The sequence below is a fragment of the Bradyrhizobium sp. USDA3010 genome (assembly GCF_056429065.1).
The window spans coordinates 1-25,104 of the sequence record NZ_JBWJZD010000031.1; the positions used below are offsets into that span (position 1 = coordinate 1).

19 protein-coding genes are annotated in these 25,104 nt (G+C 65.1%); 2 read left to right on the forward strand and 17 right to left on the reverse strand.

The window, feature by feature from the left end:
* Positions 1-741: 741 nt before the first annotated feature.
* From AC066Y_RS33440 to AC066Y_RS33470, 7 genes are all read right to left on the reverse strand, one after another.
* The gene (locus AC066Y_RS33440; protein WP_478277594.1) at positions 742-1,674 is read right to left on the reverse strand and encodes a sugar-binding protein; all 933 of its coding nucleotides are present in this window, start codon (positions 1,672-1,674) and stop codon (positions 742-744) included.
* Between the two features lie 90 nt (positions 1,675-1,764).
* Positions 1,765-2,847, reverse strand: a complete 1,083-nt coding sequence (locus AC066Y_RS33445; RefSeq protein ID WP_478277595.1) for an ABC transporter permease — start codon at positions 2,845-2,847, stop codon at positions 1,765-1,767.
* On the reverse strand, positions 2,847-3,611 hold the full coding sequence (locus AC066Y_RS33450; RefSeq protein WP_478277596.1) for an ATP-binding cassette domain-containing protein: 765 nt from the start codon (positions 3,609-3,611) through the stop codon (positions 2,847-2,849). The genes AC066Y_RS33445 and AC066Y_RS33450 overlap by 1 nt, the downstream gene beginning before the upstream one ends.
* A gap of 40 nt (positions 3,612-3,651) precedes the next feature.
* Complete coding sequence (locus tag AC066Y_RS33455; protein WP_478277666.1) at positions 3,652-5,001, reverse strand: carbohydrate porin; 1,350 nt, start codon at positions 4,999-5,001, stop codon at positions 3,652-3,654.
* Positions 5,002-5,313: 312 nt separating this feature from the next.
* Positions 5,314-6,375 (reverse strand): ABC transporter permease, encoded by a 1,062-nt coding sequence (locus AC066Y_RS33460; protein ID WP_478277597.1) that lies wholly within the window; start codon positions 6,373-6,375, stop codon positions 5,314-5,316.
* Positions 6,372-7,898: a sugar ABC transporter ATP-binding protein gene (locus AC066Y_RS33465; protein ID WP_478277598.1), complete on the reverse strand. Its 1,527-nt coding sequence runs from the start codon at positions 7,896-7,898 to the stop codon at positions 6,372-6,374. The genes AC066Y_RS33460 and AC066Y_RS33465 overlap by 4 nt, the downstream gene beginning before the upstream one ends.
* Before the next feature lie 64 nt (positions 7,899-7,962).
* On the reverse strand, positions 7,963-8,928 hold the full coding sequence (locus AC066Y_RS33470; protein WP_229169362.1) for a sugar-binding protein: 966 nt from the start codon (positions 8,926-8,928) through the stop codon (positions 7,963-7,965).
* A gap of 241 nt (positions 8,929-9,169) precedes the next feature.
* Here AC066Y_RS33470 and AC066Y_RS33475 point away from each other — a divergent pair, with 241 nt between their 5' ends.
* Complete coding sequence (locus AC066Y_RS33475; RefSeq protein ID WP_478277667.1) at positions 9,170-10,441, forward strand: ROK family protein; 1,272 nt, start codon at positions 9,170-9,172, stop codon at positions 10,439-10,441.
* Positions 10,442-10,520: 79 nt separating this feature from the next.
* On the forward strand, positions 10,521-11,279 hold the full coding sequence (locus tag AC066Y_RS33480) for an SDR family NAD(P)-dependent oxidoreductase (protein ID WP_092124364.1): 759 nt from the start codon (positions 10,521-10,523) through the stop codon (positions 11,277-11,279).
* 23 nt (positions 11,280-11,302) lie between these two features.
* Here the strand turns inward: AC066Y_RS33480 and AC066Y_RS33485 are convergent, their stop codons facing one another.
* From AC066Y_RS33485 to AC066Y_RS33530, 10 genes are all read right to left on the reverse strand, one after another.
* On the reverse strand, positions 11,303-13,672 hold the full coding sequence (locus AC066Y_RS33485; protein WP_478277599.1) for a xanthine dehydrogenase family protein molybdopterin-binding subunit: 2,370 nt from the start codon (positions 13,670-13,672) through the stop codon (positions 11,303-11,305).
* Positions 13,673-13,687: 15 nt separating this feature from the next.
* Positions 13,688-14,146 carry a (2Fe-2S)-binding protein gene (locus tag AC066Y_RS33490; RefSeq protein WP_478277600.1) on the reverse strand — a complete coding sequence of 153 codons (459 nt, stop codon included), beginning with the start codon at positions 14,144-14,146 and terminating at the stop codon, positions 13,688-13,690.
* A gap of 15 nt (positions 14,147-14,161) precedes the next feature.
* Positions 14,162-15,052, reverse strand: a complete 891-nt coding sequence (locus AC066Y_RS33495; protein WP_478277601.1) for an FAD binding domain-containing protein — start codon at positions 15,050-15,052, stop codon at positions 14,162-14,164.
* A complete protein-coding gene (locus tag AC066Y_RS33500; protein WP_478277602.1) occupies positions 15,052-16,065 on the reverse strand; it encodes an ABC transporter permease in 1,014 nt (337 codons plus the stop codon). Before AC066Y_RS33500 ends, AC066Y_RS33495 begins: the two co-directional genes overlap by 1 nt.
* Positions 16,058-17,074: an ABC transporter permease gene (locus AC066Y_RS33505; RefSeq protein WP_478277603.1), complete on the reverse strand. Its 1,017-nt coding sequence runs from the start codon at positions 17,072-17,074 to the stop codon at positions 16,058-16,060. Before AC066Y_RS33505 ends, AC066Y_RS33500 begins: the two co-directional genes overlap by 8 nt.
* The gene (locus tag AC066Y_RS33510) at positions 17,071-18,609 is read right to left on the reverse strand and encodes a sugar ABC transporter ATP-binding protein (protein ID WP_478277604.1); all 1,539 of its coding nucleotides are present in this window, start codon (positions 18,607-18,609) and stop codon (positions 17,071-17,073) included. Before AC066Y_RS33510 ends, AC066Y_RS33505 begins: the two co-directional genes overlap by 4 nt.
* A 74-nt stretch (positions 18,610-18,683) precedes the next feature.
* Positions 18,684-19,790, reverse strand: coding sequence for a TMAO reductase system periplasmic protein TorT (torT, locus tag AC066Y_RS33515; protein WP_478277605.1), 1,107 nt, complete (start codon positions 19,788-19,790; stop codon positions 18,684-18,686).
* 114 nt (positions 19,791-19,904) lie between these two features.
* Positions 19,905-21,866 carry a hydantoinase B/oxoprolinase family protein gene (locus AC066Y_RS33520; RefSeq protein WP_478277606.1) on the reverse strand — a complete coding sequence of 654 codons (1,962 nt, stop codon included), beginning with the start codon at positions 21,864-21,866 and terminating at the stop codon, positions 19,905-19,907.
* Positions 21,867-21,869: 3 nt separating this feature from the next.
* On the reverse strand, positions 21,870-23,894 hold the full coding sequence (locus tag AC066Y_RS33525) for a hydantoinase/oxoprolinase family protein (RefSeq protein WP_478277668.1): 2,025 nt from the start codon (positions 23,892-23,894) through the stop codon (positions 21,870-21,872).
* A gap of 193 nt (positions 23,895-24,087) precedes the next feature.
* Positions 24,088-25,047 (reverse strand): AraC-like ligand-binding domain-containing protein, encoded by a 960-nt coding sequence (locus tag AC066Y_RS33530; RefSeq protein WP_456659386.1) that lies wholly within the window; start codon positions 25,045-25,047, stop codon positions 24,088-24,090.
* Between the last annotated feature and the right edge of the window lie 57 nt (positions 25,048-25,104).

Genomic DNA, 25,104 nt, shown 5'->3' on the forward strand with positions numbered 1-25,104 from the left:
AGTGAGATCGCATAGGCAGCCGCCTTGTCCATGTTCGATCTAGGCGCAAACGAGGATCGATGTAGTATTTAGGACTCGCCAGGGGGCAAAGCGTTCCTGCGGGCAGGTGTCCGGATGGATCGCGGGACCGATCGAAAAGGCTTACGGGCTCAACAATGCCATTCTCGACAATTGTCACGTCCGCGTCAGCTTTGCGACCAATGACGAGCGGACTGCGCTACGCGCCGCGAGCGCGTCCCGTTCGGCCTGTTAACCTGGGCCTGAGATCTCACTGCTCATCTGAGATGCCAATGAATCACCGACTCCCGTTCCGCATCGAGAACGCCGCAACGAAATCGCAACGAATAGGGTGAAACGACTGTGAACGAAACGGGACGGAAGTGGCTGCTACAGCAAGAAAAATTAACGATTTAGCCAATGTTCGCTGCGTTCGGGACGCAGGGAATTGTCTGCTTCAAACGGCCACGATCAGCGAATGTCGGTATCGGTGGTTGCGGCTCCGGGATTTGAACCTGCTCGGTAGCTTTCGAAGCCGTAGTTAGATCGCGCACAAAAGGTGGCATCTGGCGGACTTTCGAGGCGCCCACCGTGCCGGTTACGCTGCGCGTCGATAAGAAAACAGGGCCTCCGAAATAATGGGTCTAGCGATGTAGCGGTCTCCCGCTACCAAGGGCCCGATTTCGTGCGCAGAACGGCAATTTTCCACGAATAGGTGGCGCCACCTCCGGGCTGCGCACGCTGCTACTTCAGCATCGCCGCGACGTTGTCCTTTGTCACGACGTCGAGACCGGTGTGGATGATCTCCGGCACCTTCTGGCCCTTCTTGATGGCAAGCAGCGTATCCATCGCTTTCTCGCCCATCTCGAACGGACGCTGGCCGATCAGTGCGTTGACATAGCCCTCGTTCAGAAGTTCAAGCTGCATCTTGAGGGTATCGGCCACGACGAGCGTGAACTTGCCGGCGTCGAGGTCCTTCTTGCTCTTGCTGGCGAACGCCTTGAAGCCTTCCGGGGCGAACATCGGCCAGCCGCCGACCGGGATGATCGCCGCGAGATCGGGAACAGCGGTGCGCAGATCGGTCATCTGCTGAACACCCAGCGCGGGGTCGTCGTTGCAGAACGTCGGCGAGCCCCCGACTTCGGTCCACTTCGAGCCTTTGAGCGCTTCCCGGACGCCATCGACGCGTTCGGCCAGGTTCTTCGCACCCGGCCCGCCGGAGACCATCGCGTACTTGCCGCCATCGGGCCGGAGCTTCAGCAACTGCTTGCCGAGCGCGACGCCGAACTCCTTGTTGTCGGTGCCGATATAGCCAATCCGCTTCGAGCCCGGCGCGTCCGCGTCAAACGTGATGACGGGAATGCCGGCCGCATTTGCCGCCTCGATCGACTTGGTCATGGCCGCGACATCGGCGACCGAGATGGCCAAGCCGTCCACCTTCTGGGTGATGAAATCCTGGATGATCTGCGCTTGCGTCGCCGGCTCGTGCTCGACGGGACCCTTGTAGATGCATTCGATGTTGCCGAGTTCCTTGGCGCGCTTCTGGCAACCGTCGCGCGCGAAATCGAAGAACGGATTGTTCATCGCCTTGGGCACGATCACGAATTTGTAGCTCTCGGCAAAGCCGGGTGTCGCCATCATGGCGAGGACCGCAGCGGCAAGAAGTGCCTTCTTCATTGTTTCCCTCCACATTTTGTGCCTATCTCTTGAAATTAGCGGCTCCCGAAGGCGGATAGGCGGACATTGTGATCCTCCAGGACGAACTCTTCAGGCCATGCGCGAGCGAAGACGATCGACCAGCACCGCTGCGATGATGATCACGCCCACCAAGGTCTGCTGCCAGTAGGAGTTGATCTGCGCGAGCACGAGGCCGTTGCGGATCACCTCGAGCAGCACGCAGCCGACGATCGCCCCGAGCGGGCCGCCGGCGCCGCCGGCGAGATTGGCGCCGCCGATGACGGCGGCTGCAATCACGTTGAGCTCGTAGGACGTCGCCATGTTTGCCGGCGCAGATCCCAGCCAGCCGGAGATGATGATGCCCTGCAGACCCGCGGCGAGCGCGCAGATCACATAGATCTCGATCTTCACCCGCACGACCGGAATGCCGGTCAGCGCGGCCGCCTTCTCGTTGCCGCCGACGGCAAAGACGTGGCGGCCGAAACCGGTGTGATGCAGCACGATCGCCATCGCCACCGCAAGAACCACGAGATAGATGAACGGCGCCGGCATGCCGAATACGACGCCGGATGTCAGCGCGTAGAGATAATCGGCTTCGGGGCCGCTGGGAAAACTGCCGCGGCCGTTGGAGACGACGTAACCGAGGCCGCGCACGATCGAAAGCATGCCGAGCGTGGTGACGAAAGGCGACAGCCCGAGCACCGCAATGCAGAAGCCATTGACGAGACCGACGATCAGCGCGACGCCGAGTCCTGCCAGGATCGAGACGAGCAGGATCAAGCCGGGCAGATTGGCGATTACGGTCTTGCCGTCGTCGGCCAGATGCACGAACCACTCCGCGCCGGGCATGCCGGGTGTCGAGATATGCGTCATGACCATCGAGGTGATCATCGCGGAAAAGCACATCACCGAGCCCACCGAGAGATCGATGCCGCCGGTGATGATGACGAAGGTCACGCCGAGCGTGGCGATGGCGATGAAGGAAAAGTTCTTCGCCACATTCTGCATATTGCCTTCGGTGAGGAAGTAGGGGCTGGCGAAGTTCATCACCACGAACAGCGCCACCAGCGCGAGCAGGACGTACCCAGTCTGCGAGGCAAAGAAGCCGCTCTGCCACCATTTGGTCTTGCCGACATTGCTGAAGGTGATGGGAGATTCCAGGGGCGTGGCCATTACGCAGCCTCTCTCGCTCCCGTGATGAGGGAGGTGACTTCCTCGGGGCTAGTGTCGCCGATCGCCTTGTCGGCACGTTTTTCGCCTCGGCGCATCACGACGACGCGGTCGCAGACCGCGAACACGTCGGGCATGCGGTGCGAGATCAGCATCACCGCGACTCCCTGTTCCTTCAGGCGATGGATCAGGCTCAGCACCTGCTCGACCTGGCGGACCGAGATCGCGGCCGTCGGCTCGTCCATCATCACGAGCTTGGCATTGGACAGCCGAGTCCGTGCGATCGCGACCGCCTGACGCTGGCCGCCCGACATCTGCTTGACGAGATCGTGCGGTCGGGTCTCCGACCGCAGCTCGCCGAACAGCTCCAGCGCGCGGGCTGCCATCGCCTTGTGGTCGAGAAACGCGAACGGACCAAGCTTGCGCTTGAGCTCACGGCCGAGGAAGACATTGGCCGCTGCCGTGAGATTGTCGGCGAGCGCGAGGTCCTGATAGACCACTTCGATTCCGACCGCGCGGGCATCGATCGGCCGGGCGAAACGAACCGGGTTGCCGTCAAAGCGGATCTCGCCGTGACTTGGCGGGAAGTTGCCGGCGATGATCTTGACGAGCGTCGACTTGCCGGCGCCGTTGTCTCCCATCAGGCCGACCACCTCGCCGGGAGAAACGCACAGGTCGACGCCATGCAACGCGCGAATGGCGCCGAACTCCTTGCCGATGCCCTTCAACTCCAGGACGGCCAGCCCGGCGTCGTGAGGGGTTACCATGGCTGGCCTCGCTCGGGCATGCTGGCAAACCCCCTCCGGCTCAGAAGTGCACCAGCGTGCGCAGACCAAGGACCCAGGCATTCTCGGTCTTGATGCCGGCGGCATTATAGCCGCGCCCGCCGGGATTGATCACGTACTGGGCGTCGAACTTGAGGTTCATCCAGCCAGTCGCCTGCCAGCCGTACCAGGCTTCGATCGGAACTTCGTTTCCGCCCGCATTCAGGGTGAGCGCAGCCGAATTCACGTGGGTCGTGCCTACCGCGAAGCCGACTTCGTCTTCCGGGCGCCAGGAGAACGTTCCGGTGTGCCGGAAGCCCAGGGCGACCTGGTAGTCCTGATACGACGTCCGGTGATCGGCGACCGTCGTGTTGAGGAACATGTACCAACCCTGTGCCTTTGCACCCTCAACGGTCAGCCGCTGCAGGATCGACTCATAGACGCCATAGCGGCCGCGTTGATCGCCCAGATTCTGGTCCGAGACGCCGCCGATGCCCGGGGCGATCGCGATGATACCCGGAAGGCCACCGTCAATCGTCGACGCGCTGTCATACCAGCCGCCGAATCGCCAGGTCCCGTTCAGGGGACCGCTCGGCGCCCAGACCACCTCGACCGGCACCAGCACGCCGGAGGCCCGGCTCGAGCCGGGGACGCCCGGCAGGAAGTAGGTCGCGGAGTCCGACGTCGTCAGATAGTTCGGATTGGCGTCGTAGACGCCGACCGAAAGCTGCCATTCCTTGGCGAAGTTGTAATGTGCGACACCGGCCCATTGGCTCACCGGCCAGTTGTAGATGTAGCCACCCTGGATGTTGCCGGGCTGGCCGCCGCAGAACGTCAGGTTGATGAACTCGCACAGGCCGAAGAAGAAGTCGGAGCCGACCGGAAGACGGCCGCCCTTGAGTTCAAGGCGGTCATCGAACAGTTTCTGCGAGTAATAGAGTTCGGTGAGGCGCAGAATATTGCCGCGGCCGAACACTTCGTTGGTCAGCTGCAAGGCCGGAATGCCTGCCTCGTCGTTCAGATTGTGCCCGAAGCGGTCGACCAGCGTGAGGCCGACCAGGCCGCCCTGGATGCCGGCAAGCTTTGCCATGTCGAACTTGGCTTGAAAGAACAGCTGTCCGGCTTGGGTCGCGGTGTTCCTGTTTCCACCCGACAGATTGCCGACGGCTTCGTCGCCCAGCGTCAGGGCCAGCGAGATGCCCCGCTCCTTCAGCTGCGTTCTGCCGAGATCGCCGAACAGATATGGTCTTGTCCAGAAATCATCGGTCTCAGCGTAAGGAATGGGCGGAGCTTTCGTTAAGAGATCGGCCGCATGCGCGCCGCCGCCGAACATAGATAACAAAGCGATCCCCACGCCGCATGCCCGCGCGGTGTTTACAGACCTATGCAACATTTTCTGCACTCCCAGCGTCCCCGGCTTTGTCCATTTTTGTCTCACGTCCCTGCCCAAAGCCCTTCGGCCTGGAACGTGCCCCGTCAATCAATGTATCGATCCGTCAACTTGAGATAGAAACTGCGCGCACACCAAAGCCTTTCACGACGGTGGTGAGGGTCTGTCCGCGGCCCCACCGGGTTCGGCGTGCAGGGTCAACGTGGACGCGAGCGTCGTATGCTTGATCAGTCTTGCGCATTGAACTCTCTTCCCCTTGTTCCTCTACCGAAGTCGCCGCGGCCATATTCCCGATCGTGGTTCTTCGCAGTCGAGTCACGCTTGATCGCCCGCGCTCGTCGGCAGCGCCGTCGCGCCGTGCGCAGATGCGTTTTGCAGAATTGTGGGTTCCTTTGCTCGAGGCGCCGTGCGGGCGAGGCCGGCCAGCGCCGCCTTGCGCCGCCGGCGGGCCTGCAATTGCTGATCCGCCAGAACGCCGATCAAAATCACGGTCCCCATCACCGCGAAGTTCAGGGAGTTCGGAATGCCGAGGATGTTCACGAGGTTCTGCAGCACCTGCAACAGCGCTGTGCCCAGCACGATGCCGAGAATCGAGCCCTCGCCGCCGCGCAGGCTGCAGCCGCCGAGGACGGCAGCCGCGATCGCATAGAGTTCGTAGAAATTGCCGAAGGAACTCGGAGAGACCGAGTTGGTGTAGAAGACGAACATCACGGTCGAAACGCCGGCGAGGCCGCCGCTGATGACATAAGCGGTCGCGATCACGATATTGGTGTTGATACCGGAGAAGCGCGCCGCTTCCTCGTTCTTGCCCACGGCATAAAGCCAGCGTCCGTAGACCGAACGATGCAGCAGCACGCCGAGGATCAGCGCCAGCATGATCAGGAAGATGAAGGTGTTCGGAATGCCCGCGACATTGCCGGAGGCGATGTTGCCCAGCGTGCTGGCCTCGTCACCATAGCCGAAGCCGCGTGTCGAATCGCTGGTGTAATAGCGCGCGGCGCCGCGATAGATGAGCAACCCGCACAGCGTCACGATGAAGGGCTGCATTTTCAGCCGGGTGATCAGGAAACCCTGGATGCCGCCCAGCGCCAGCCCGCCCATCAGGACAAGCAACAGCGCGAACGGCCAGGGTACTTGATACGTTGTCAGCAAGTCGATGAAGACGACGCCGAGCAGCGCGAACATCGAGCCGAGCGAAAGATCGATGCCGCCGGTGATGATGACGAGACCTTCGCCCAGTGCGAACACACCGAACAGGCCGATCAGATTGGCCATGTTCAGCAAGTTCACGAACGACAGGAAGGCCGGATTGATCGCGCCGGTGATGGCGGAGATCACCGCCAGCAGCAAGAACAGGCCGAGTTCCTTCTTCATCATGGCGCAGCGGTCTCCAGGGTTTCGAGCGCCTGGCCGACCGCCAGCCTTAACACGTTGTATTCGCTGAACTGGTCGCGCTCGAGCACGCCGCTGACACTGCCTTCATGCATCACTGCGACGCGGTCGGAGACGCCGATGACCTCTTCCATGTCGGAGGAGATCATCACGATCGCAACGCCCCGGTCGGCGAGGCTGCGCATCAGCGCGTAGATCTCGCTCTTGGCGCCGACATCGATGCCGCGGGTCGGCTCGTCGAAGAACATCACGCGCGGCTGCATCGAAAGCCACTTGCCCAGCACCACTTTCTGCTGGTTGCCGCCGGAGAGCGTTACGGCTTCGATGTCGATGCTCGGCGCCTTGATCGACAGGCTCCTGGCCTGGTCTTTCGCGATTCTGCGTTCGGCCGCGCCGTTGACCAGCCACATCCGCGCATGATCCAGCAGGCTCGCGAGCGTCACGTTCTCGCGGATCGGCAGCTCCAGCACCAGCCCGGATTTCTTGCGATCCTCCGGCACCAGATAGATCCCTTGCCTGATCGCGTCGCGCGGCGAGGCGACGCCGACCGGCGCGTTGTCGATCCTGATCTCGCCCCCCAACAGCGGGTCAACGCCGAACACCGCGCGGGCAAGGGAGGTGCGGCCGGCGCCGACGAGTCCGGCGAGGCCGAGGATCTCGCCGCGCCGCACGGAAAGGTCAATCTGCCGGTCGGGAAAGGCGGTCGTCACGACGCCGGCGATATCGCAGCCGCCCGGCTGCGGCGAGCGTGCCGGCGGTGTATACAGCGCCTTCAGGTCGCGGCCGATCATCAGGCGGATCATTGCGGCATGGCTCAGCTCGTCCCGCGCCAGTTCGCCCACGGTGCGCCCGTCGCGTAGCACCACGACACGATCGGCGCAGCCGATGATCTCGCCCAGCCGGTGCGAGATGTAGATCACCGAGATGCCGTGGGCCTTCAGGTCGGCGATCACCTCCAGCAACCGCTCCGTCTCCGAAATCGTCAGGCTGGAGGTCGGCTCGTCCATGATGATCACGCGGGCGTCGATCGAGAGCGCCTTGGCGATCTCCACCATCTGGCGCTCCGCAATCGACAAATTCTCGACCAGCGTGCCCGGCGTGAAGTCGGCGCCCAGCCGTTCCAGCAGCGGCATCACGCGGGCATGCATCTCCGCATTGTCCACCAGCTTCAGCAGGCTGCCGGTAAGCTTCTCGCGTCCGATGAAGACATTCGCGGCGACGTCGAGATTCTCGAACAGGTTCAGCTCCTGGTGCACAAAGGCGATGCCGGCGAGGGTCGCCTCGTTCACCGTCATCCTTGCGTGGTCGTTGCCGCCGATGCGGATCACGCCCGCGCTCGGTGCGATCACGCCGGCCAGCACGCGCATCAGCGTCGACTTGCCGGCGCCGTTCTCGCCGATCAGGCCCAGCACCTCGCCGCGGCAGACGCGCAGATTGACGTCGTCGAGCGCCCTGACGCCGGGATAGGTCTTGCTGATACCGCTGAGTTCGAGCAGCGTCTCCGGCATTCGGCTTGTCCTCCTGCATCCCGCCCGGCGGCCTGTGGCGGCCGGGCGGTGAAGCCGACTGAAGTTACTTCTTCAGCAGTTCCTTCAGCTGTCCGGCGAACTCGGCGACGTTGGTCTTGCTGATCACCTTGGTCGGCACGATCAGTTTGCTGTCCTTCGGAATCCAGGACTTGTCGCCGTTCAGCGTCTTGATGATGTTGGTGGCGGAGAGATAGCCGAACTCGTAGGGCTGCTGCACGACCGTGGATTCGATCGTGCCGTCGGAAATGCCCCGCAGCGTCCGCTGGTCCTCGTCGAAGCCGACGATCTTCACCTTTCCGGCCTTGCCCGCGGCCTTCACCGCATCATAGATCAGCGGGGTCTCGTAGCTCCACAGGCCGGAGAGCAGCGCGATGTCTGGATATTTGACGAGCACGTTCTCCATGTTCGCCTTGGCCTTGGCAAAGTCCACCTGGTCGGTGAACACGTCGACCAGTTCGACCTTGGTGCCGGCGATTGATTCCTTGATGCCCTGTACGCGCTCGCGGGCATTGTCGGCGTCCATCGTTCCGACGAACAGCGCGATCTTGCCGCCGTTCGGCAGCGCCTTCTTGATCTCCTCGCCGGCCTGCCGCCCAGCCGCGACGTTGTCGGTGCCGATATAGGCGAGACGGTTGCTCTGCGGCGCGTCGCTGTCCGTCGTGATCAGCACGGTCTTGGCCGCGACCTTGTTCAGTTCTTCGGTTGCATGCGGCGCATCGTCGACCGAGATCGAGATGCCGGCGACACCGCGCACCAAGAGGTCGTCCAACTCGCGCCGCTGGCCGGCCGCGGTGCCTTCGTTGGTGACGATCAGCTCGATATTGTATTCCGGGTGCTCCTTCTGCGCCTTCTCGAGCCCGCGGCCCGCGATGGTCCAGAAGTCGGCCGCGACATTGGTTACCAGGGCGATGGTCTTTTTCTGCTGCGCCTGTGCTATCCCTGTGGCCATCGCGAGCGCGGCTGCGCCCGCCAATAGTGGCACGATCAATCGTTTCATTGAGTCATTCATATGCACCTCCCTGTCGACACCCCTGGTGAGGGGTTTTCACGCTCGGCGCTTTTCACGCCTTATTTTATTCACGTAACTAATAAATTAGCGCGGCAAAATGTCCAGTCAAGGATGTTGTCGCCCGTATCTTCAAGCAATAATAGTGTTGCGGTGATGTATTGTTGCCACTACCGGCGCCTTTTGACCATTATATGAGTTGCTCGCGTTGAATAACTTCATTAAGCGAATTAAAAAAGCCGATATGAATGAACAGCCCGAACCGCTGAGACGCGCTTCGAGTTTGGCCCGCGGATCGAACCGCGGCCGGCTCGTCGAAGTTTTGCGGCGTCAGGGGCCATTGCCGCGCGTCGAGCTGGCACGCAGCACGGGGCTGAGCTTCCCGGCCATATCGGCCATCACGTCGAAACTGATGGCGGAAGACCTGCTGTGCGAAGCAGTGACAGAGACGGCGACGGTGTGGCCCGACGATACCGACGAAGAGGATACGGACGGCCTGAACGGCCGCCGCCGCGGCCGGCCGGCGGTCTTGCTGACCCTGAACCCCGAGTTTGGCCGCATCATTGCGGTCTCGCTGCGCATGAATCTGATCGAGACATTGATCGCCGATTTCAGCGGCTCCGCCCTGGCGCAGTCGCGACTTGAACTGACTACACGCGCGCTCGATGCAGCCGCGTTGTGCGATCTCGTGATCGCGCAGATCGACGCCATGATTGATGCGACGGCCACGCCGCGAGATCGGCTGCTCGGAATCGGGATTGCGTTGCAGGGCATCGTTGACTCCGACACCGGCCGGCATCTGTGGAGCCCGGCGCTGTCGATCACCGACGTCGATCTGGCGACGCCGGTCCGCCAGGCATTCGGCGTCGAAGTCGTGATGGCGAACGATGCGGTTGCGGTTGCGCTGGCCCTCGCAGCCGCCGAGCCGGCGCTGGCGCAGGGCCTCACGGCCACGATCATGGTGGGCCACGGCGTCGGCATGGGCGTCGTTGTCGACGGTGAAGCGCGCGACGGTGCCGGCGCAGGCAGTGAGATCGGCCATGTCAAGCTGGCGCCGAACGGTCCGCAATGCCGCTGCGGTCAGCGCGGCTGCATCGAGGCCCATCTCGCCGACTATGCGCTCTACCGCGACGCGCGTACCTTTCTCGACCTGCCGCCGGCGGTATCGCAACAGCCGTCCGAGGCGCAGATGGCTCTGCTGCGCGCGCGGGCGCGCGCCGGCGATCCTCGTCTCGAGCAGTTATTCCGGCAGGCAGGCCACGCGCTTGCCGATGCGGTCGCCACGACGATATCGGTGCTGCGCCCGCATCACATCATCCTCGCGGGTCCGGGCCTGCAGGCATTCGACATGATGCGCAGTGCCTATGAGGAGCGGCTCGAGCGGGCAGTGTTGCCGTGGCTGCTCAAGTCCACCGCGATCCATGTGCGTCCAAGCGAGGCGGCGACGATTGTCGACGGCATGGTGCGGCGGACGCTGCGGGTCGTGGACCGAAACCACATGGAGACGACCGAGTGAACCTCGGGAGCCGTGGCTCTTGGCTGGAGCCGCAGCAACGCAACCGACGCGCTTCAGGCGCCAAAGCGAGAGAATGCCAATGCAGGGTGCCATCTATCCAAGCCTCAAGGACCGGACCGTCCTGGTAACCGGTGGCGGTTCAGGCATCGGCGAGGCCATCGTCCGCCAGTTTATCAGCCAGGGCGCGCGGGTCGGATTCATTGATATCGATGTGACGTCCTCGGAGCAGCTGCTGTCCGATTTGGGAGCGCATGCCCGCGTGCACTTCGAGCACGCCGACCTGCGCGACATCGCCGCACTGCGGCGCGCGGTTGCCGGCATCCGTGAGGCGCTCGGGCCGATCACCATCCTGGTCAACAATGCGGCGCGCGACGACCGTCACGCGATCGAGGACGTGACGCCGGAATTCTGGGACGAGCGGATCGCCGTCAACCTGAAGCATCAGTTCTTCAGTGCCCAGGCGGTCGCACCCGACATGAAACAGGCGGGGGGCGGTTCGATCGTCAACATCGGCTCGGTGAGCTGGGTGATCGGTCAGGGCAACATGCCCTGCTACACCACGGCCAAATCAGCGGTTCAGGGCCTCACCCGGGCGCTGGCCCGCGATCTCGGGCCGCACAACGTGCGGGTCAACTCCATCCTGCCGGGATGGATCATGACCCGGCGGCAGCAGGATCTGTGGTTGACGCCCGAAGGTGTGGCCGAGCTGATGCAGCGCCAATGCCTGAAGCGCAAGCTCGTGCCCGATGACATCGCCCGTGTCGTCCTCTTCTTCGCCGCCGACGACAGCGGCGCCTGCACCAACCAGAGCCATATCGTCGACGGCGGCTGGGTCTAGCGACACCGCCCGCCGGCTCGTTGCTATGTCTTGGCAGCTGTCTGATGCGAACGTATCAGATTGTCGGCCCACGCATCGGCAATGTGGGGAAGGGTCAGATCCTGCTTGCCATCGAGCAGAAGTTCGAGCACGCGTGGCGGGGTCAAAGGAAGTGCCTGGACGCGCTTGCCCGTGGCGTTGGCAACCGCGCATGCGACGGCCGCTCCGACATTCAGGATCGGCACCTCGCCGGCACCTTTGGTGCCGAGCGGTCCGATCGACGGCGCACCCTCGTAGAGGCTGATCTCCACCGGCACGACATCGAGCGCCAGCGGCACGCGATAGGTCTCGAAACCGTTCTGGCAGACGCGACCGTTGCTGCCGATCGTGACTTCCTCGTGCAACGCATAACCCAGCCCCTGCACGACACCGCCCTGGATCTGGCCATGGATGGCGCGCGGGTTCAGCGCGCGGCCGACATCCTGCACCACGCGATAGCTGAGCACCTCGACATGTCCGGTTTCCGGATCGACGGCGACCTCGCAGTCGTGGACGGCGAAGACGGGAATGTCGATCGCGTCGATGAAATGTCCGGCCACGCAGCCCGGCATCGCCGGTACGCCGGCGCCGGTGAAGGCGCCGGTGCCGGACACTGGGCCAGCCAGTGCCTGGGCGCGGGTTGCGACCTCCGTGACCGTACGGCCGGAGCCTGGCGCGCCGGCGATCTCGATCCGCCCGTCGCGCATCACGAGATCATCGGGCGCAGCCTCGATCATCTCCGAGGCGACCTTCAAGAGCTTCGTGCGCACCTCCTGCGCTGCCGACAGACTGGCCGCGCCGAGCGAAACCGTGGTACGGCCGCCGCCGACGCCGACGTCATAACCGGCCGCATCCGTATCGGCGGCGCGGACGATCACATGCTCGGGTGCAATGCCGAGCGTGCCGGCCACGATCTGCGGCAGGCTCTGCATCATCGAGCCGGATCCAATCTCCACACCCGACGTGACCAGCGTCGCCGTGCCGTCGGCATTCATGTTCACCGTCGCGGCCGATGGGCCGACGAAGACGAACCAGGTGCCGACGGTGGTCGCGCGTCCATAGAGCCGGCCGTCGGTGCGCGCCGGCGGCGGCGCTGCCGCATCGCGCAGCGTATCCATCCGCTCGAGCATCGGGCCGAGCACATTGCCTTCGAACACCTGGCCGGTGGCGCCGAGATCCTTGTCGCCAAGCACGTTGCGGCGACGGAAGGCAAGCGGATCCATTCCGATCCTCGCCGCGATTTCGTCGGTGTGCCGCTCGAGCGCAAAGGTGTTGTAGACCCCGTTGCAACAGCGGAACGCGCCGTTCGGCGCCGTGTTGGTATAGACCGCGCGCGAGACCATGCGGACGCTTCCAAGCCTGTAGTTTCCGCCGAGCGTGTGCGCGGTCATGGTGGTCAGGAATATCTGTTCGCCGCCATAGGCGCCGCAGTCCATCAGGACGACCGCCTCGCGCCCCACGATATCTCCCGCGCGCGTCACCGCCGAGCGGATGCGGATATCAGCGTTCTCGCGGAACAGGCAGGTCAGCATCTCCTCCTCGCGTGAATTGACGAGGCGCACCGGCCGGCCGCTGGCGCGGGCGAGCAGGGCGGCGAAGGGCTCAACGGCCAGATCGAACTTCAGACCGAAGCCGCCGCCGACCGGCGGCACCGTGACGCGGACCTGCGACGCCGGCACGCCGAGCAGGCGCGCGGTCGCATTGCGGACACTCCAGGGAACTTGCGTTGACGTCTCGATGTGAAAGCGTCCGTCCTCGTAGCTTGCGACGACTGCGCGCGGCTCGAAGGCCACGTGATTCTGCCGGCCGACGCGAAAGCAGCTTTCGACGATCTCAACGTCGGGCCGGGCAAAGGCGGCATCGACGTCGCCGCGAACGACGGTCGCCTCCCAGGCGACGTTGCCGCCGCGCGCGCTGCCTTCGAGCAAGACCTCATAGCTGCGCCAGTCCGGATGAACCAGCGGCGCATCCGATGCCAGCGCATCCGCCATGGTCAAGACTGCGGGGAGCGGCTCGATCTCCACGTCGATCGCCGCGAGTGCGGCCTGCGCCTGCGCCAATGTGGCGGCTGCGACCGCGGCGATCGGCTCGCCGTCGTAGCGGATGACGTCGCGGGCGAAGAGCGGGTGATCGGCGATGCCGATCCCGATCATGCCGGGCGCATCGGCCGCCGTCACGATCGCACGCACGCCCGGCATGCGGGCCGCCCTGGAGGTATCGAGGCGAACGATCCGCCCCGCCGGCACGCCGGCGCGCAGCACCGCGGCATGCAGCATGCCCGGCAGATACCGGTCGATAGTGTAGCGGGTGCGGCCACGCAGCTTGTCGGCAGCGTCACGCCGGCGCAAATCCATCGTTGCGGAAACGTCTGACATCCTTGCGCCTCCCGATCATGCCGTGGCCAAGGCGAGCAGGGTCGCCTCGACGATGCGTTCATAGCCCGTGCAGCGGCAGATATTTCCGGTCAGCGCCGCCCGGATGTCGTCACGGGTGGCATCCGGCCGGGTCGTCAGGAGATGCGTCAGGCTCACCACCATGCCGGGAAAGCACATGCCGCACTGGACGGCATCGCTGGCCTCGAGCGCGGCCTGGATGCGGTTCAGCGTTCCCTGAGGTGCAAGGCCTTCGACGGTGTGAATCTCGCGGCCATCGGCCAGCGCAGCGGGCAGCAGGCACGACGGCGTGGGCTCGCCGTCGACCAGCACCATGCAGGCGCCGCAAAAGCCCTCGCGACAGACAGGCTTCGCGCCGGTCAGATGCATCTCTTCGCGCAGGATATCGACCAGCGGGGTGGCAGGATCGGCCGCAGAGGAGAGCCGATCGCCGTTGACGGTCAGGCTGAATCCCATGTCATCTCCGCGCGTTCATGAACCAAGTGCAGCGATCGCGGCGCGGCGGACGAGGCCGGGTAGCACGCTGACCCGATACCAGCCCGGCGCATCGACGCTGTCGCGGCCGACGAACTCGTCGGTCAGTTCGGCCGCGGTTCGTGCCGCCGCTGCGGCGTCGAGCAGACGTCCGAGAAGCGCCGCTTCAAGCCGTGGCCATCGCCGCGCGCTCGGTTCGACCGACCCGACCGCAATCCGCGCCGCCTGGACGCGGTTCGCCGCATCGACGCTGAGCGATAGGCTGACGATGGCGACCGGATAATCGCCCGATCGGCGCAGTGGCAGGCGGGCATGGGCCGTCTTGCGCTCCGCCCGAGGCACGATGATCCGTGTCACCAGGCGGCCGGGTGCGAGCGTTGATCGGACCGCGAGGAAATCCGCGAGGCCGATCCGCTCGCGACCGTCGCGGCCCGAGATCTCGACATCGGCATCGAGACAGAGCAGCGCCGGCACGCAATCCGCCGCGGCGAATTCCGACGCCGCGAGATTGCCGCCGATCGTCGCCATCGCGCGGATCGCGGGGTTGGCGGAGCCTCCGGCGGCGGCTGCGAGGCCGGCAAATTCCGGAAGGCCGGCCAAAGCTGCCGCAAGTGCCGCGTGCGTGACCGCCGCGCCGATCTCGATGGCATCGCTGCCGATCCGGACCGCGGTCAGCTCGGCGATCCTTCCGATGGCGACATAGTGGTTCCTGAGCGGTTCGTGCCGGATCGGCGATCGCATGATCCATGTGCCGCCGGCCAAAGAGGCACCAGCGGCACCATATTCGCTCAACGCGTCGAGTGCGGCGGCGAGCGAAGGCGCGACATAGATCGATGCCGGCGCATCGCGCGCTGAGACTGGGCTATTCTGGATGGGAAAGCCTGACATCATTGGCGCCGCTCCTGCCGCAGGCGATCCAGCAGCACGCCGATGATGACGATCGCGCCGAGCACGACCATCTGGACGTACCCGTCGATCCGGGTGAGGTTCATGCCGTTGGAGAGAATGGTGATGAACAGGGCGCCGAGCACGGCGGTGCCGACGCCGCCGCGCCCGCCTGCCAGGCTCGTTCCGCCGACCACGGCGCCGGCGATCGCCTGCAGCGACAGCGCGCCGCCGAGGTTCGGTTCGCCCGATCCGGTCCGCGCAGTCATCATGATCGCACCGAGCGCGGCAAGTCCCGAGCACAGCACATAGGTCGCGACCAGGATGCGCTTGACCGGCAGGCCGGCGACCGCCGCGGCACGCGGGTTGGTGCCGATCAGATAGAGCGACCGGCCGAACACGGTGCGCGCCAGCAGCAAATGAAGCGCGATGCCGACCGCGAGGGTGATCACAATCGCCGCCGGCGCGCCGAAGATGCTGCCGCTGTAGAAGATCTGCGAGAACGGTGCCGGCACGCCTTGTACCGGCCGTCCGGCCGAAAGGGTGGTCGCAATCCCGATCGCGATATTGTAGCTGCCGAGGGTCGCGACGAAGGGATTGACCCCGAGCAGCGCGACGACGACGCCATTGAAGAGGCCGCACGCGATGCCGAGGGCGAAGCCGGCGCCGAGCCCGGCGAGCAGCACGGCGCCCGCGCCGTGGCCAGACGCCGTGGCGCCGGCCATCGCGAGCGCGCTGCCGACGCTGACCATCGATACCGTCGGGCCCAGTGCAAGGTCGAAGCCGCGCGTCAGGATGACCACGGTCTGCGCCATCGCGAACAGCGCCAGATAGCTGGTCTGCTGTGCGATGTTGAGCAGATTGGCCGGCGACAGCACCCCGCGGTCGACCGCGGCGAAGCCGAGCAACAGCACTGCCAGCGCGACTGGCAGGACCGCGCTCCAGAGCCGGCGGCCGAGCGTCAGCTTCGGGCGGTCGGTGTCCTTGGCGGCAACGGTCAATTCGAGGTCAGACACGCGGCTTGCTCCGTCGGCTGAGTTCGTCGAGCGCCACGGCTGCGACCATGATGACGCCGAGGAAGACCGGCTGGAGCCGCGAGTCGACGTGCAGGAGGTTGAGTGCGTTGCCAAGAATGGTCAGGAACAGCGCGCTGATGGCGACAATCTCGATGCGTCCGACGCCACCGCGCAAGCTGACGCCGCCGATGACGGCGGCGGCAATCGACTGCAGCATCATCCGGTCGCCGCCAAAGCTTGCCTGGCCGGAGCCGACCTGTGCCGTCAGCAGAATGCCGGTCAAGGCCGCAAGGACGCTCGATACGACGTAGGTGCCAACGATATGGCGCTGGATCGTCACGCCCGACACCACGGCGGCATCGACATTGCCGCCGATCGCGTAAGCGTAGCGGCCGAACAGCGTGCGCCGCTGTGCAAACACCATCACCAGGATCACGATCAGCGCGACGTGGGCGGCGGTCGGCAGACCGAATGCCTGGGCGCGTCCGAAGCCTTTCACGAATATTTCGGGCATGCCGTAAACGGGGATGCCGTTAGTGATCATGAGGCCGACACCGGCTGTGGCGGACATCGTGCCCAGGGTCACCACGAAGCCGGAGACCTTGAGCTTTGCCACGCAGAAGCCGTTGACGAGCCCGACCGCGACGCCGCAACCGAGCCCGGCCGCGACCCCGCTTGCGATGATGAGGACGTTGGAGCCGGGAAATACGGCTGCGGTGGCTGCCATGGTCTTGGCCGTGACGACGCTCGCCAGGGCGACCATCGCGCCAACCGAAAGATCGAAGCCGCCCGCGATGATGACCAGCGCCTGGCCGCAGGCGACGATTGCCAGCAGCGAGGCGTTGCGCAGGATGTTGAGGACGTTGATGATGCCGTAGAACTGCGCGTCGACCGCCGACATGCCGGCCACGAGCATCACAAGCAGGGCCGGCAGCAACCCGATCCGGCCTGCGATCGACCGGAGGCTGACCAAGCCCCGTGGCGCTGCGGCGACCATCGCCGTGTTCATGCGACCTCCGCGGCGAGATGATCGCGGAAGAAGCTCGAAAGCACATTCTGCTCGGTCTTTGCGGCGCCTGTCAGCTCGGCGGCGATGCGGCCCTGATGCATGACGTAGAGCCGGTTCGACAGCGCCAGCACCTCGGGCAATTCGGACGACACCACGATCACGGCGGCGCCGGCCTCGACGAGGCGCTTCATGAACTCGTAGACCTCGAGCTTGGCGCCGACGTCGATGCCGACGCTCGGCTCGTCGAACAGGAACACGGTCAGCTCGCGCGTCAGCGCGCGTCCCAGCATCACTTTCTGACGGTTGCCGCCCGACAGGGCGCCGGCGCTCCGTTCGATGTTCGGCGGCCTCAGCTGCAGCTGCTCCATGATGCCCGCGATCGTCACGCGTTCGGCGGCCTGCCGTAAGACGCCGAAGCGGGCGAAGGCGGGCAGGTCGAGCCCGGTCATCGACGTGTTCTCGCGGATCGGACGGGACAGCGCGAGCCCTTCGGCGATCCGGTTGGCGGGGAAGTAGGCGACGCCGCGCTTGAGGCTTTGTCTTGGGGTTGGAAATTCGTAAGGCGCGCCGTCGATCCGGATCGCGCCCGCTGACGCGCGCTCGATGCCGTAGATCGCGCGGATCAGCTCCGACTTGCCGCAGCCGACGAGGCCCGCGATGCCGGTGATCTCGCCGGCCCGGGCGTGGAAATTGACCTCCCGGACACTGCCGTCGGCGAGCGTCAGGTTCTCTGCGTCGACCATCACCTTGTCCGGCCGATGGGCGATGGCGGGAAACAGCAGGTCGATCGTCCGGCCGGTCATCAGCTCCACGAGTTCGCCGTCCGTCGACCTCGCGGCGTCGAGGGTCCGGATGTGACGGCCGTCGCGCAGCACCGTCACACGGTCGGCAAGGGCGCGGATTTCGCGCATGCGGTGCGAGACGTAGATCAGCCCGACATTCTGGCTCTTCAGGCGCGCGATCAGCTCGAACAGCCGCCCGGTTTCGCGTTCGGTCAACGACGCGGTCGGCTCGTCGAGGATCAAGAGACGGACGCGGCCGAGCAGGGCCTTGGCGATCTCGGCCATCTGCTGATGCGCGCGCGACAGGTCGTCGATCCGTTGCGCGGGATCGAGGTCGAAGCCGAGCTCGTCGATCAATGCCCTGGCGCGCTTGCGCATCTCGCGTGCGCGCAACACGCCGCCGTGGGTGATTTCGCGACCGAGGAACAGATTCTCTTCCACGGTGAGGCTCGGGATCAGCGAGAATTCCTGGAACACCGGACTGATGCCGATCTCGCGCGCCCGCTGCGGCGTCAGATGGTGGATCTCCTCGCCGCCGAAATGGAACGTGCCTTCGTCGGGAGGAAACGTACCGGATACAACATTGATCAGGGTCGACTTGCCGGCGCCGTTCTCGCCGAACAGGATGTGAAGCTCGCCGGCACGGACATCGAGGTCGACGCGGTCGAGCGCACGGACGCCGGTGAATCGCTTCGATATCCCCCGCAACTGAAGCAAGGGCTCGGGCGGCCTCGGGTCGATCTCGACGTTCATCCGCTTCTCCGTGAGCAGGCAGGCGGGAGCACGGTTCCCGCCTCGACCGTTCAGGCCGACTTACTCGGCCATGCTTACTTGGCCTTGACCGAATAGACCGGCGTCCAGCTTGCGGGCGCCAGCACGAGATCCATCTGCAACTTCGGTGCGGAGGTCTTGTCGATCACCGTGGCCACCGGCTGCACAAGGCTCATGACCGGCTTCTTCTCGATCAGACGCACCGCCTGGTCGATCGCGATCGCGCCTTCGCCGACGGGATATTGGGTTGCGAAGGCGAGGATATCGCCGCGGTTCAGCGCGTCGAGCATGGCCTGGTTTTCGTAGGACGACACGATCTTCAGGTCGCTTCGGCCGGCCTCCGCGACGGCGCCGATGGCAGCTTCGGCGGTGGGGGCGGTGCCCCAGACCACGTTCATGCCGGGATAAGCCTGCAATGCGTCCTGGATCAACTGGAGTTGCACAGCAACGCCGGAGTCGCCGAACTTCTCGGCCAGAATCTTCGCGTTCGAGTTCTTGGCGATGGCCTTCTTGAACCCTTCATTGAACGATTCCGCCCAGCCCGAGCCGGCCGGGCCGGGGAACGTCACGATGTTGAGCTTGTCGCCGGGCTTGGTCTGCGCCAGCAGGCCGTCCCCGGTGACCTCGCCCATGGCGACGAAATCGACATAGTTGGCAGCGGGCAGTGCGTTCGGCGGCAGCGGATTGGTGACGCCGACCACCGGCACGCCCTTGGCCTTGGCTTCCTCGAACTTCTTGCTGAGACCCGCGCCGGAGATCGCGCCGACGATGATCGCGTCCGGTCCGCTCGCCATGCAGTCATCGAATTGCGAAAGCTGCTTGGGCAGATTTTCGTAACCGCCGGCCTCGTAGAGGTTCATGTTGACGTTCATCGCCTCGGCCTGTTTCACGATGCCGTACGCGACGGCGACCCAGAAGCTGTCCTTCATGTGCGGAAACAGCACGCACAGCCTGTAGGGCTTCTCGGCCTTCGCCAGCGGCGTGTAGTCCGCCGGCTTCGGCGTCCCGGATGACGCGTCGTAGACCTTCATTGGAAACCACGGTGTCTCGGACCCTGCCGCCGCCGGCGTGGCGGTGCTGGCAAGAGCGAGAGCCGCGGCGATGCCGAGCACGGAGCGGATCGGCCACAGTCGGTTGGAAGAAAGGCACGTCGTGATCGTCATAGCGCTATCCTCATGGTTGAATGAAAGTGCGGGCGATGCGGGGAGGCGACGGCTTCGAATCCTCTTTGGTGCATGGACCACGCCGGCTGCCGGCGGCGCGGCTGCCGCTGACGATCAGCCCACTTTCCACATCGCGACCGAGCGACGCTCGAATGCTTCGCGGAACTGGCGGGTGGATTCGGGAAGCAGCGCGCCGGTGCCCCAGTCGAGGATCACCGCGTGCTTTCGGATCACATCAAACGCGTTGATCTCTCCACTACGGTAGCGCTGCGCCACCATCTCCGGATCGAGACGGGCATTGGCGACCCGCTCGGAGCGGATCTTGGTCCGGAGCGCCGCGGTCGCGACCCTGTCGATTTCGTAGTTGCAGAGCTCGGCGTCGATGGTGTGCACCACGACGCCATAATCCTTGGCGGCACGCTCGACCGAGACATAGTCATCCTTGATGTCCTCGATGACGAGGTTCGGATCGCGCTCCAACGGATCGCCGAACCCGCCGCCGCCGGCGGTCGGACGCGAAAAGACGTCGCCTTCGCCGATCGGCACGTCCGAGAAGATCGAGCCCAATCGCTCCTCGTCGGCGCTGCCGGCGCGCTTCAAGGTCAGGCCGTGCGGCATCGACGGCAGGCCACCCTCGATGCCCCACACGATGGCGCGCTCGCGGTCGCAGATATAGGAGATCACGGTCTTCTCGGCCTGCAGCATCCGCGACGTCTTCACGACGCCCGCGCCGCCGCGCCATTTGCCGGGGCCGGGCGAGTCCTTGAGGATCTCGCATTCGGTGGTCAGGATCGGGTTGGCGCGCTCCTGGCCTTCGACCGGCTGCGACATCAGCCCGGTGCCGAAGCAGGCGGTCGTGACATTGCTGCCGTCCTTGCCGTTGCGGCCGCCCCAGCCGCCGGGCAGCCAGTCGTAGAACATGAAGATCGGCTTGTCGGCGCTGCGGGCGTCGAGACCGCCGGTGAGCAGATATTCGAGATTGAAGGCGCAGGCGAGCGCGCGCTCCGGCATCAGCTTCGACCACATTTCGTAGATCGAGTTCATGATCTTCTCGAACGGCATCAGGAAGCCGGTGACCGCGATCGGCCATTTGGCATCGACGATCGAGCCTTCGGGGGCGATGATGTCAAAGCAGCGGTAAAAGCCGGAATTGAGCGGCAGATCGGGGAAGAAGGTCTTCATGCCGGCGGCAACAGCGGAAAAGGTCGCGCCGAACGCCGAGTTGTAGATCGAGCCGATGGTCGGATGGCTGCCGGTGAAGTCGTAGATCGCGCGGTCACCCTTGATCGTCATCTTGATGCGGATCGGGATCATGCCTTCGCCGCCGGCCGGATCGCGGTCGATGTAGTCGACGGTCTCCCACTCGCCGTCGGGGAGCGCTGCGATGCGCTGGCGTGCCGAGCGTTCGACATAGTCCTGCACGGCGGCAAGCCCGGTCTCGACCGTATCGCGGCCGTATTTGCCGACCAGACGCAGGATCTCGCGTTCGCAGACGGCGGTTGCTTCGGCCTGCGCCTGGATGTCGCCGATGATCGAGGCCGGATCGCGCGTGTTGGACGCGATCAGATGCGCGACGTCCTTGCGCAAGCCGTTCTTGTCGAACAGGCGGACCGGCGTGATGCGCAGGCCCTCGCGGAACATCTCGCGGGCGGCGACGTCGAACGACCCCGGCACGCTGCCGCCGACGTCCGACCAGTGCCCGTTGGACTGGCTGAAGGCGATGATCTTGCCGTCGGCGAAGATCGGACGGATCAGCCGCACGTCGGAAAAATGCGTGCCGCCGGCATAGGGATCGTTGATCGCAAAGACGTCGCCCTCATGCATGTCGCCTTCGAAATGGCGCATCACGTCCTTGCAGGTGAAATGCAGCGTGCCGACGTGGACGGCGATATCCTGGTTGCCTTGCGCCGCGCATTCGCCATTGGCGTCGTGCAGCGCGCTCGAGAAGTCGCGGTTGTAGATGACGAAGGAGTAGCAGGTCCGCAGCACCTGTTCGCCCATCTGGTCGACGCTGGTGATGAAGGAATTCTTCAGAACCTCGAAGGTTACGGGGTCGAGCGGGAGAGCTCCGGCCATGGTTCACTCCTTCACGCGGATGATGATGTTGAGATATTTGTCGACCTCGGCGGCGGCGCCGGGCGGCACGACGGTGGTCGCATCGAGCTGCTCGATGATCGCGGGGCCTTGAAAGGAGAAGCCGCAGGGCAGGTCGTCGCGCTGATAGACGGGCGTATCGAGCCCGCTGCCCTCGAACCAGACCCTGCGGCGGCCAACCGGCTCGGGGCTAGCGCCGGTCGGCTTGTGAACGGCAAACTCGGCCTTGGGAACCACTCCGACCGCCTTCAGATTGAGGCGGAAGAAGCTGACCGGCGCGCTGTCGCGGCGAAAATTGTATTCGCGCTGGTGCTCGGCGTGGAAGCTTTGCACCAGGTCGGCGATCGCGCCGATCGGCTGCGGCGCGTTCACGGCGAGCGAACGCCACTGGCCGCGGTACATCATGTCGATCGACCGCTGCAGCACGATATCGTTCTGCGCGACGCCCTCATGGGTCAGCCGCGCGAGCGCGGCCTTCTCAAGCTCGGCGAACTGCGCCTCGATCTCGTCGGCGTCGGCGTCGGCCGCGTCGACCATGCAGCTCTGCGAGAAATCGTGCTGCATGTCGACGAGCAGGCAGCCGAGCGCGGAGGTCACGCCGGGATTGGGCGGTACGATCACGACAGGAATCGACAGCTCGCGCGCGACGTCGACGCCATGCAGGGCGCCGGCGCCGCCGAACGCCACCAGTGCAAAGTCGCGCGGGTCGTAGCCGCGACTGATCGAGATCAGCCGCACCGCATCCGACATGTTGGCATTGGCGACCTTGACGATCGCGTCTGCGGCCTCGTGCAGGCCGAGGCCGAAGGGCTTGGCGACGCCGCTCTCGACGGCTTTCCGCGCCAGCTCGGGGTCGAGCTTCACCTTGCCGCCGGCAAGGTCGGTGCCGAGCCGACCGAGCGTGACATTGGCGTCGGTATTGGTCGGCTGGGTGTTGCCGTTGCCGTAGCAGGCAGGTCCCGGGTGGGCGCCGGCCGATTGCGGGCCGTTGCGCAGGGAGCCGGCGGGATCGGTCCAGGCCAGCGAGCCGCCGCCGGCGCCGATGGTGAGCACCTCGATCGAGGCGAAGCGGATCGGATAGCCGAATTCGATGTGCCAGTCCTTGGTGACGCGCGAGCGGCCCTCATAGGCAAGCGACACGTCGGTGGACGTGCCCCCCATGTCGAGGCCGATCGAATTGGGAAAACCGCACAGGCCGGCGATATAGCGGCTGGCGATGGCGCCGGCGGCGATGCCGGAGCCGGCGAGGCGCGCCGCGAAGTCCTTGACGCTCGCCGGTGTCATCACGCCGCCGCCGGTGTGCAGCAGCAGGAGATCGCGCGTGTAGCCCTCGTGCGCCAGGCGTTCGCCGAGCCGGCTCGTGTAATTGACGACCACCGGACTCACGACGGCGTTGGCAACCGTGGTCGAGAACCGCTCATGCTCGAAGATCTCGGGAAGCACCTGCGAGGAGATCGACACCGGAATGCCGGGCATCTCCGCCAGCAGGATGTCGCGCATCACGCGCTCATTGGCGCCGTTGAGATAGGCGTTCATGAAGCAGACCGCGACCGCGGCGACGCCGCGACGCTTGAGGATACGGGCGACGTCGCGCGCGGCCTCGACGTCGAGCGGTTCGATCACGTTGCCGCCGGCATCGACGCGCTCGGGCACGGTCAGGCGATCGCGCCGCGGCACGTAGGGCGGGACAACGTCCTTGTAGGTGTCCCAGAGGTCTTCCTTGTTGGCGCGCCTGATCTCGATGACGTCGCGGAACCCCTTGGTCGTGACCACGGCGGTGCGGGGCAGGCGGCGTGTGATCAGCGCGTTGGTGGCAACTGTCGTGCCGTGCGAGAACAGCGCCACCCTGGAAAGATCGATTCCGGCCTTGGACACGCCGCCCATGATGCCTTCGATCGGATCGCGCGTGGAGGAGGTCTTCTCGATGCGGATGAGACCTGTCGTTTCGTCCATAATGCAGATGTCGGTGAACGTGCCCCCGACATCGACAGCCACACGAAGGTCCTGCACCATGCGTCTTCCTTTCGAACAAGCGTTTCGCCGATCTTAGGCAGAGCGGCGGCCCGGGTTCTTGACGCTGAGCGCAGGAAGACTTGTGCGAGAGAGCGAACCGCATCGCGGGCCATGCGTGCCCGGACCGGCGGCGGGCTGCCCAGGAAGCGGTCAGCCAAACGGTCAGATGGGTGCGGTCGCGATGCCCTGTTCAGGCGTTGGCGGCGCGCGAGGTGGCGCGCGCCTCGCTCGGGGTGCAGCCGAACCGGCCGCGATAGTTGCGGCTGAATTGCGCCTGGTCGGCAAAGCCCCATTGGTAGGCGATTTCGGAGATGCTCTTGCGGCAGCTCGCGTCGCGCAGCAGGGCGTCGCACATCGATAGCCGCTGGTTGCGGATGTAGGCGCAGACGGTCAGGCCCTCACCCTCGAAGATCTGGTGCAGATAGCGCAGCGAAATGCCGCAGCCGTCGGCGACCATCTGTGGCGTGAGCCGCATGTCGTCGAGGCGGGCACGGATGAACTGCTCGCAGCGCAGCAGGTGACCGTTGCGCACCGAGGACGAGTGGCCGGTCAGCACGCGGTCGTCGGATTCGATGGCCATCGCAAGCAGCTCGATGAGGTGCTTGCCCATCATCGCGCGCGCCGTCTCGTCCATTTCCTCGATCCGCTCACTGGAGAGGCGCAGCGTGTCGACAAACAGCGCGCCGACGCTACGGCTGGCGTCGAATTGCAGCGTGGCGAGGCGCTCGGGCCGCGAAATCCGGCTGCGCAGCACCGCGCTCGGGATCTTCAGACACCACAGTGCCGTCGGATCCTGATGGCTGAACTCGTAGGGGAGGTGGCTGCGCTCGATCAGGAACGCGCCCGGCCGGCAGTGCACGACCTTGCCGTCCTGCTCGAAACGGATTTCGGCAAGTTCGGGCACCGTGATCAGGAAGGATTCCTCGCGCTCGTTCAGGAGGTGCCGTTCATGGCGCTTGTACAGCAGGCCGTTGGCGATGTTTCTCGAGACCGAGAGGGGACCCATCGACCAGGCGCCGAGGCGCGCATTGAAGTCGCGGGTGCTCGGAAAGCGCAGGTCGAGCGAGTAATAAGTCTTCGAGACGACCTCCTGCCAGTACTGGCGGCGGGTCTGCAACGGGATGTCGTTGGTCGTGTAGGTGACTTGCATGTCTCACTCCCCGCCGCCGGCCGTGCCTCCGGTCGTCGTGTCCCCGGCCAAAGTTTG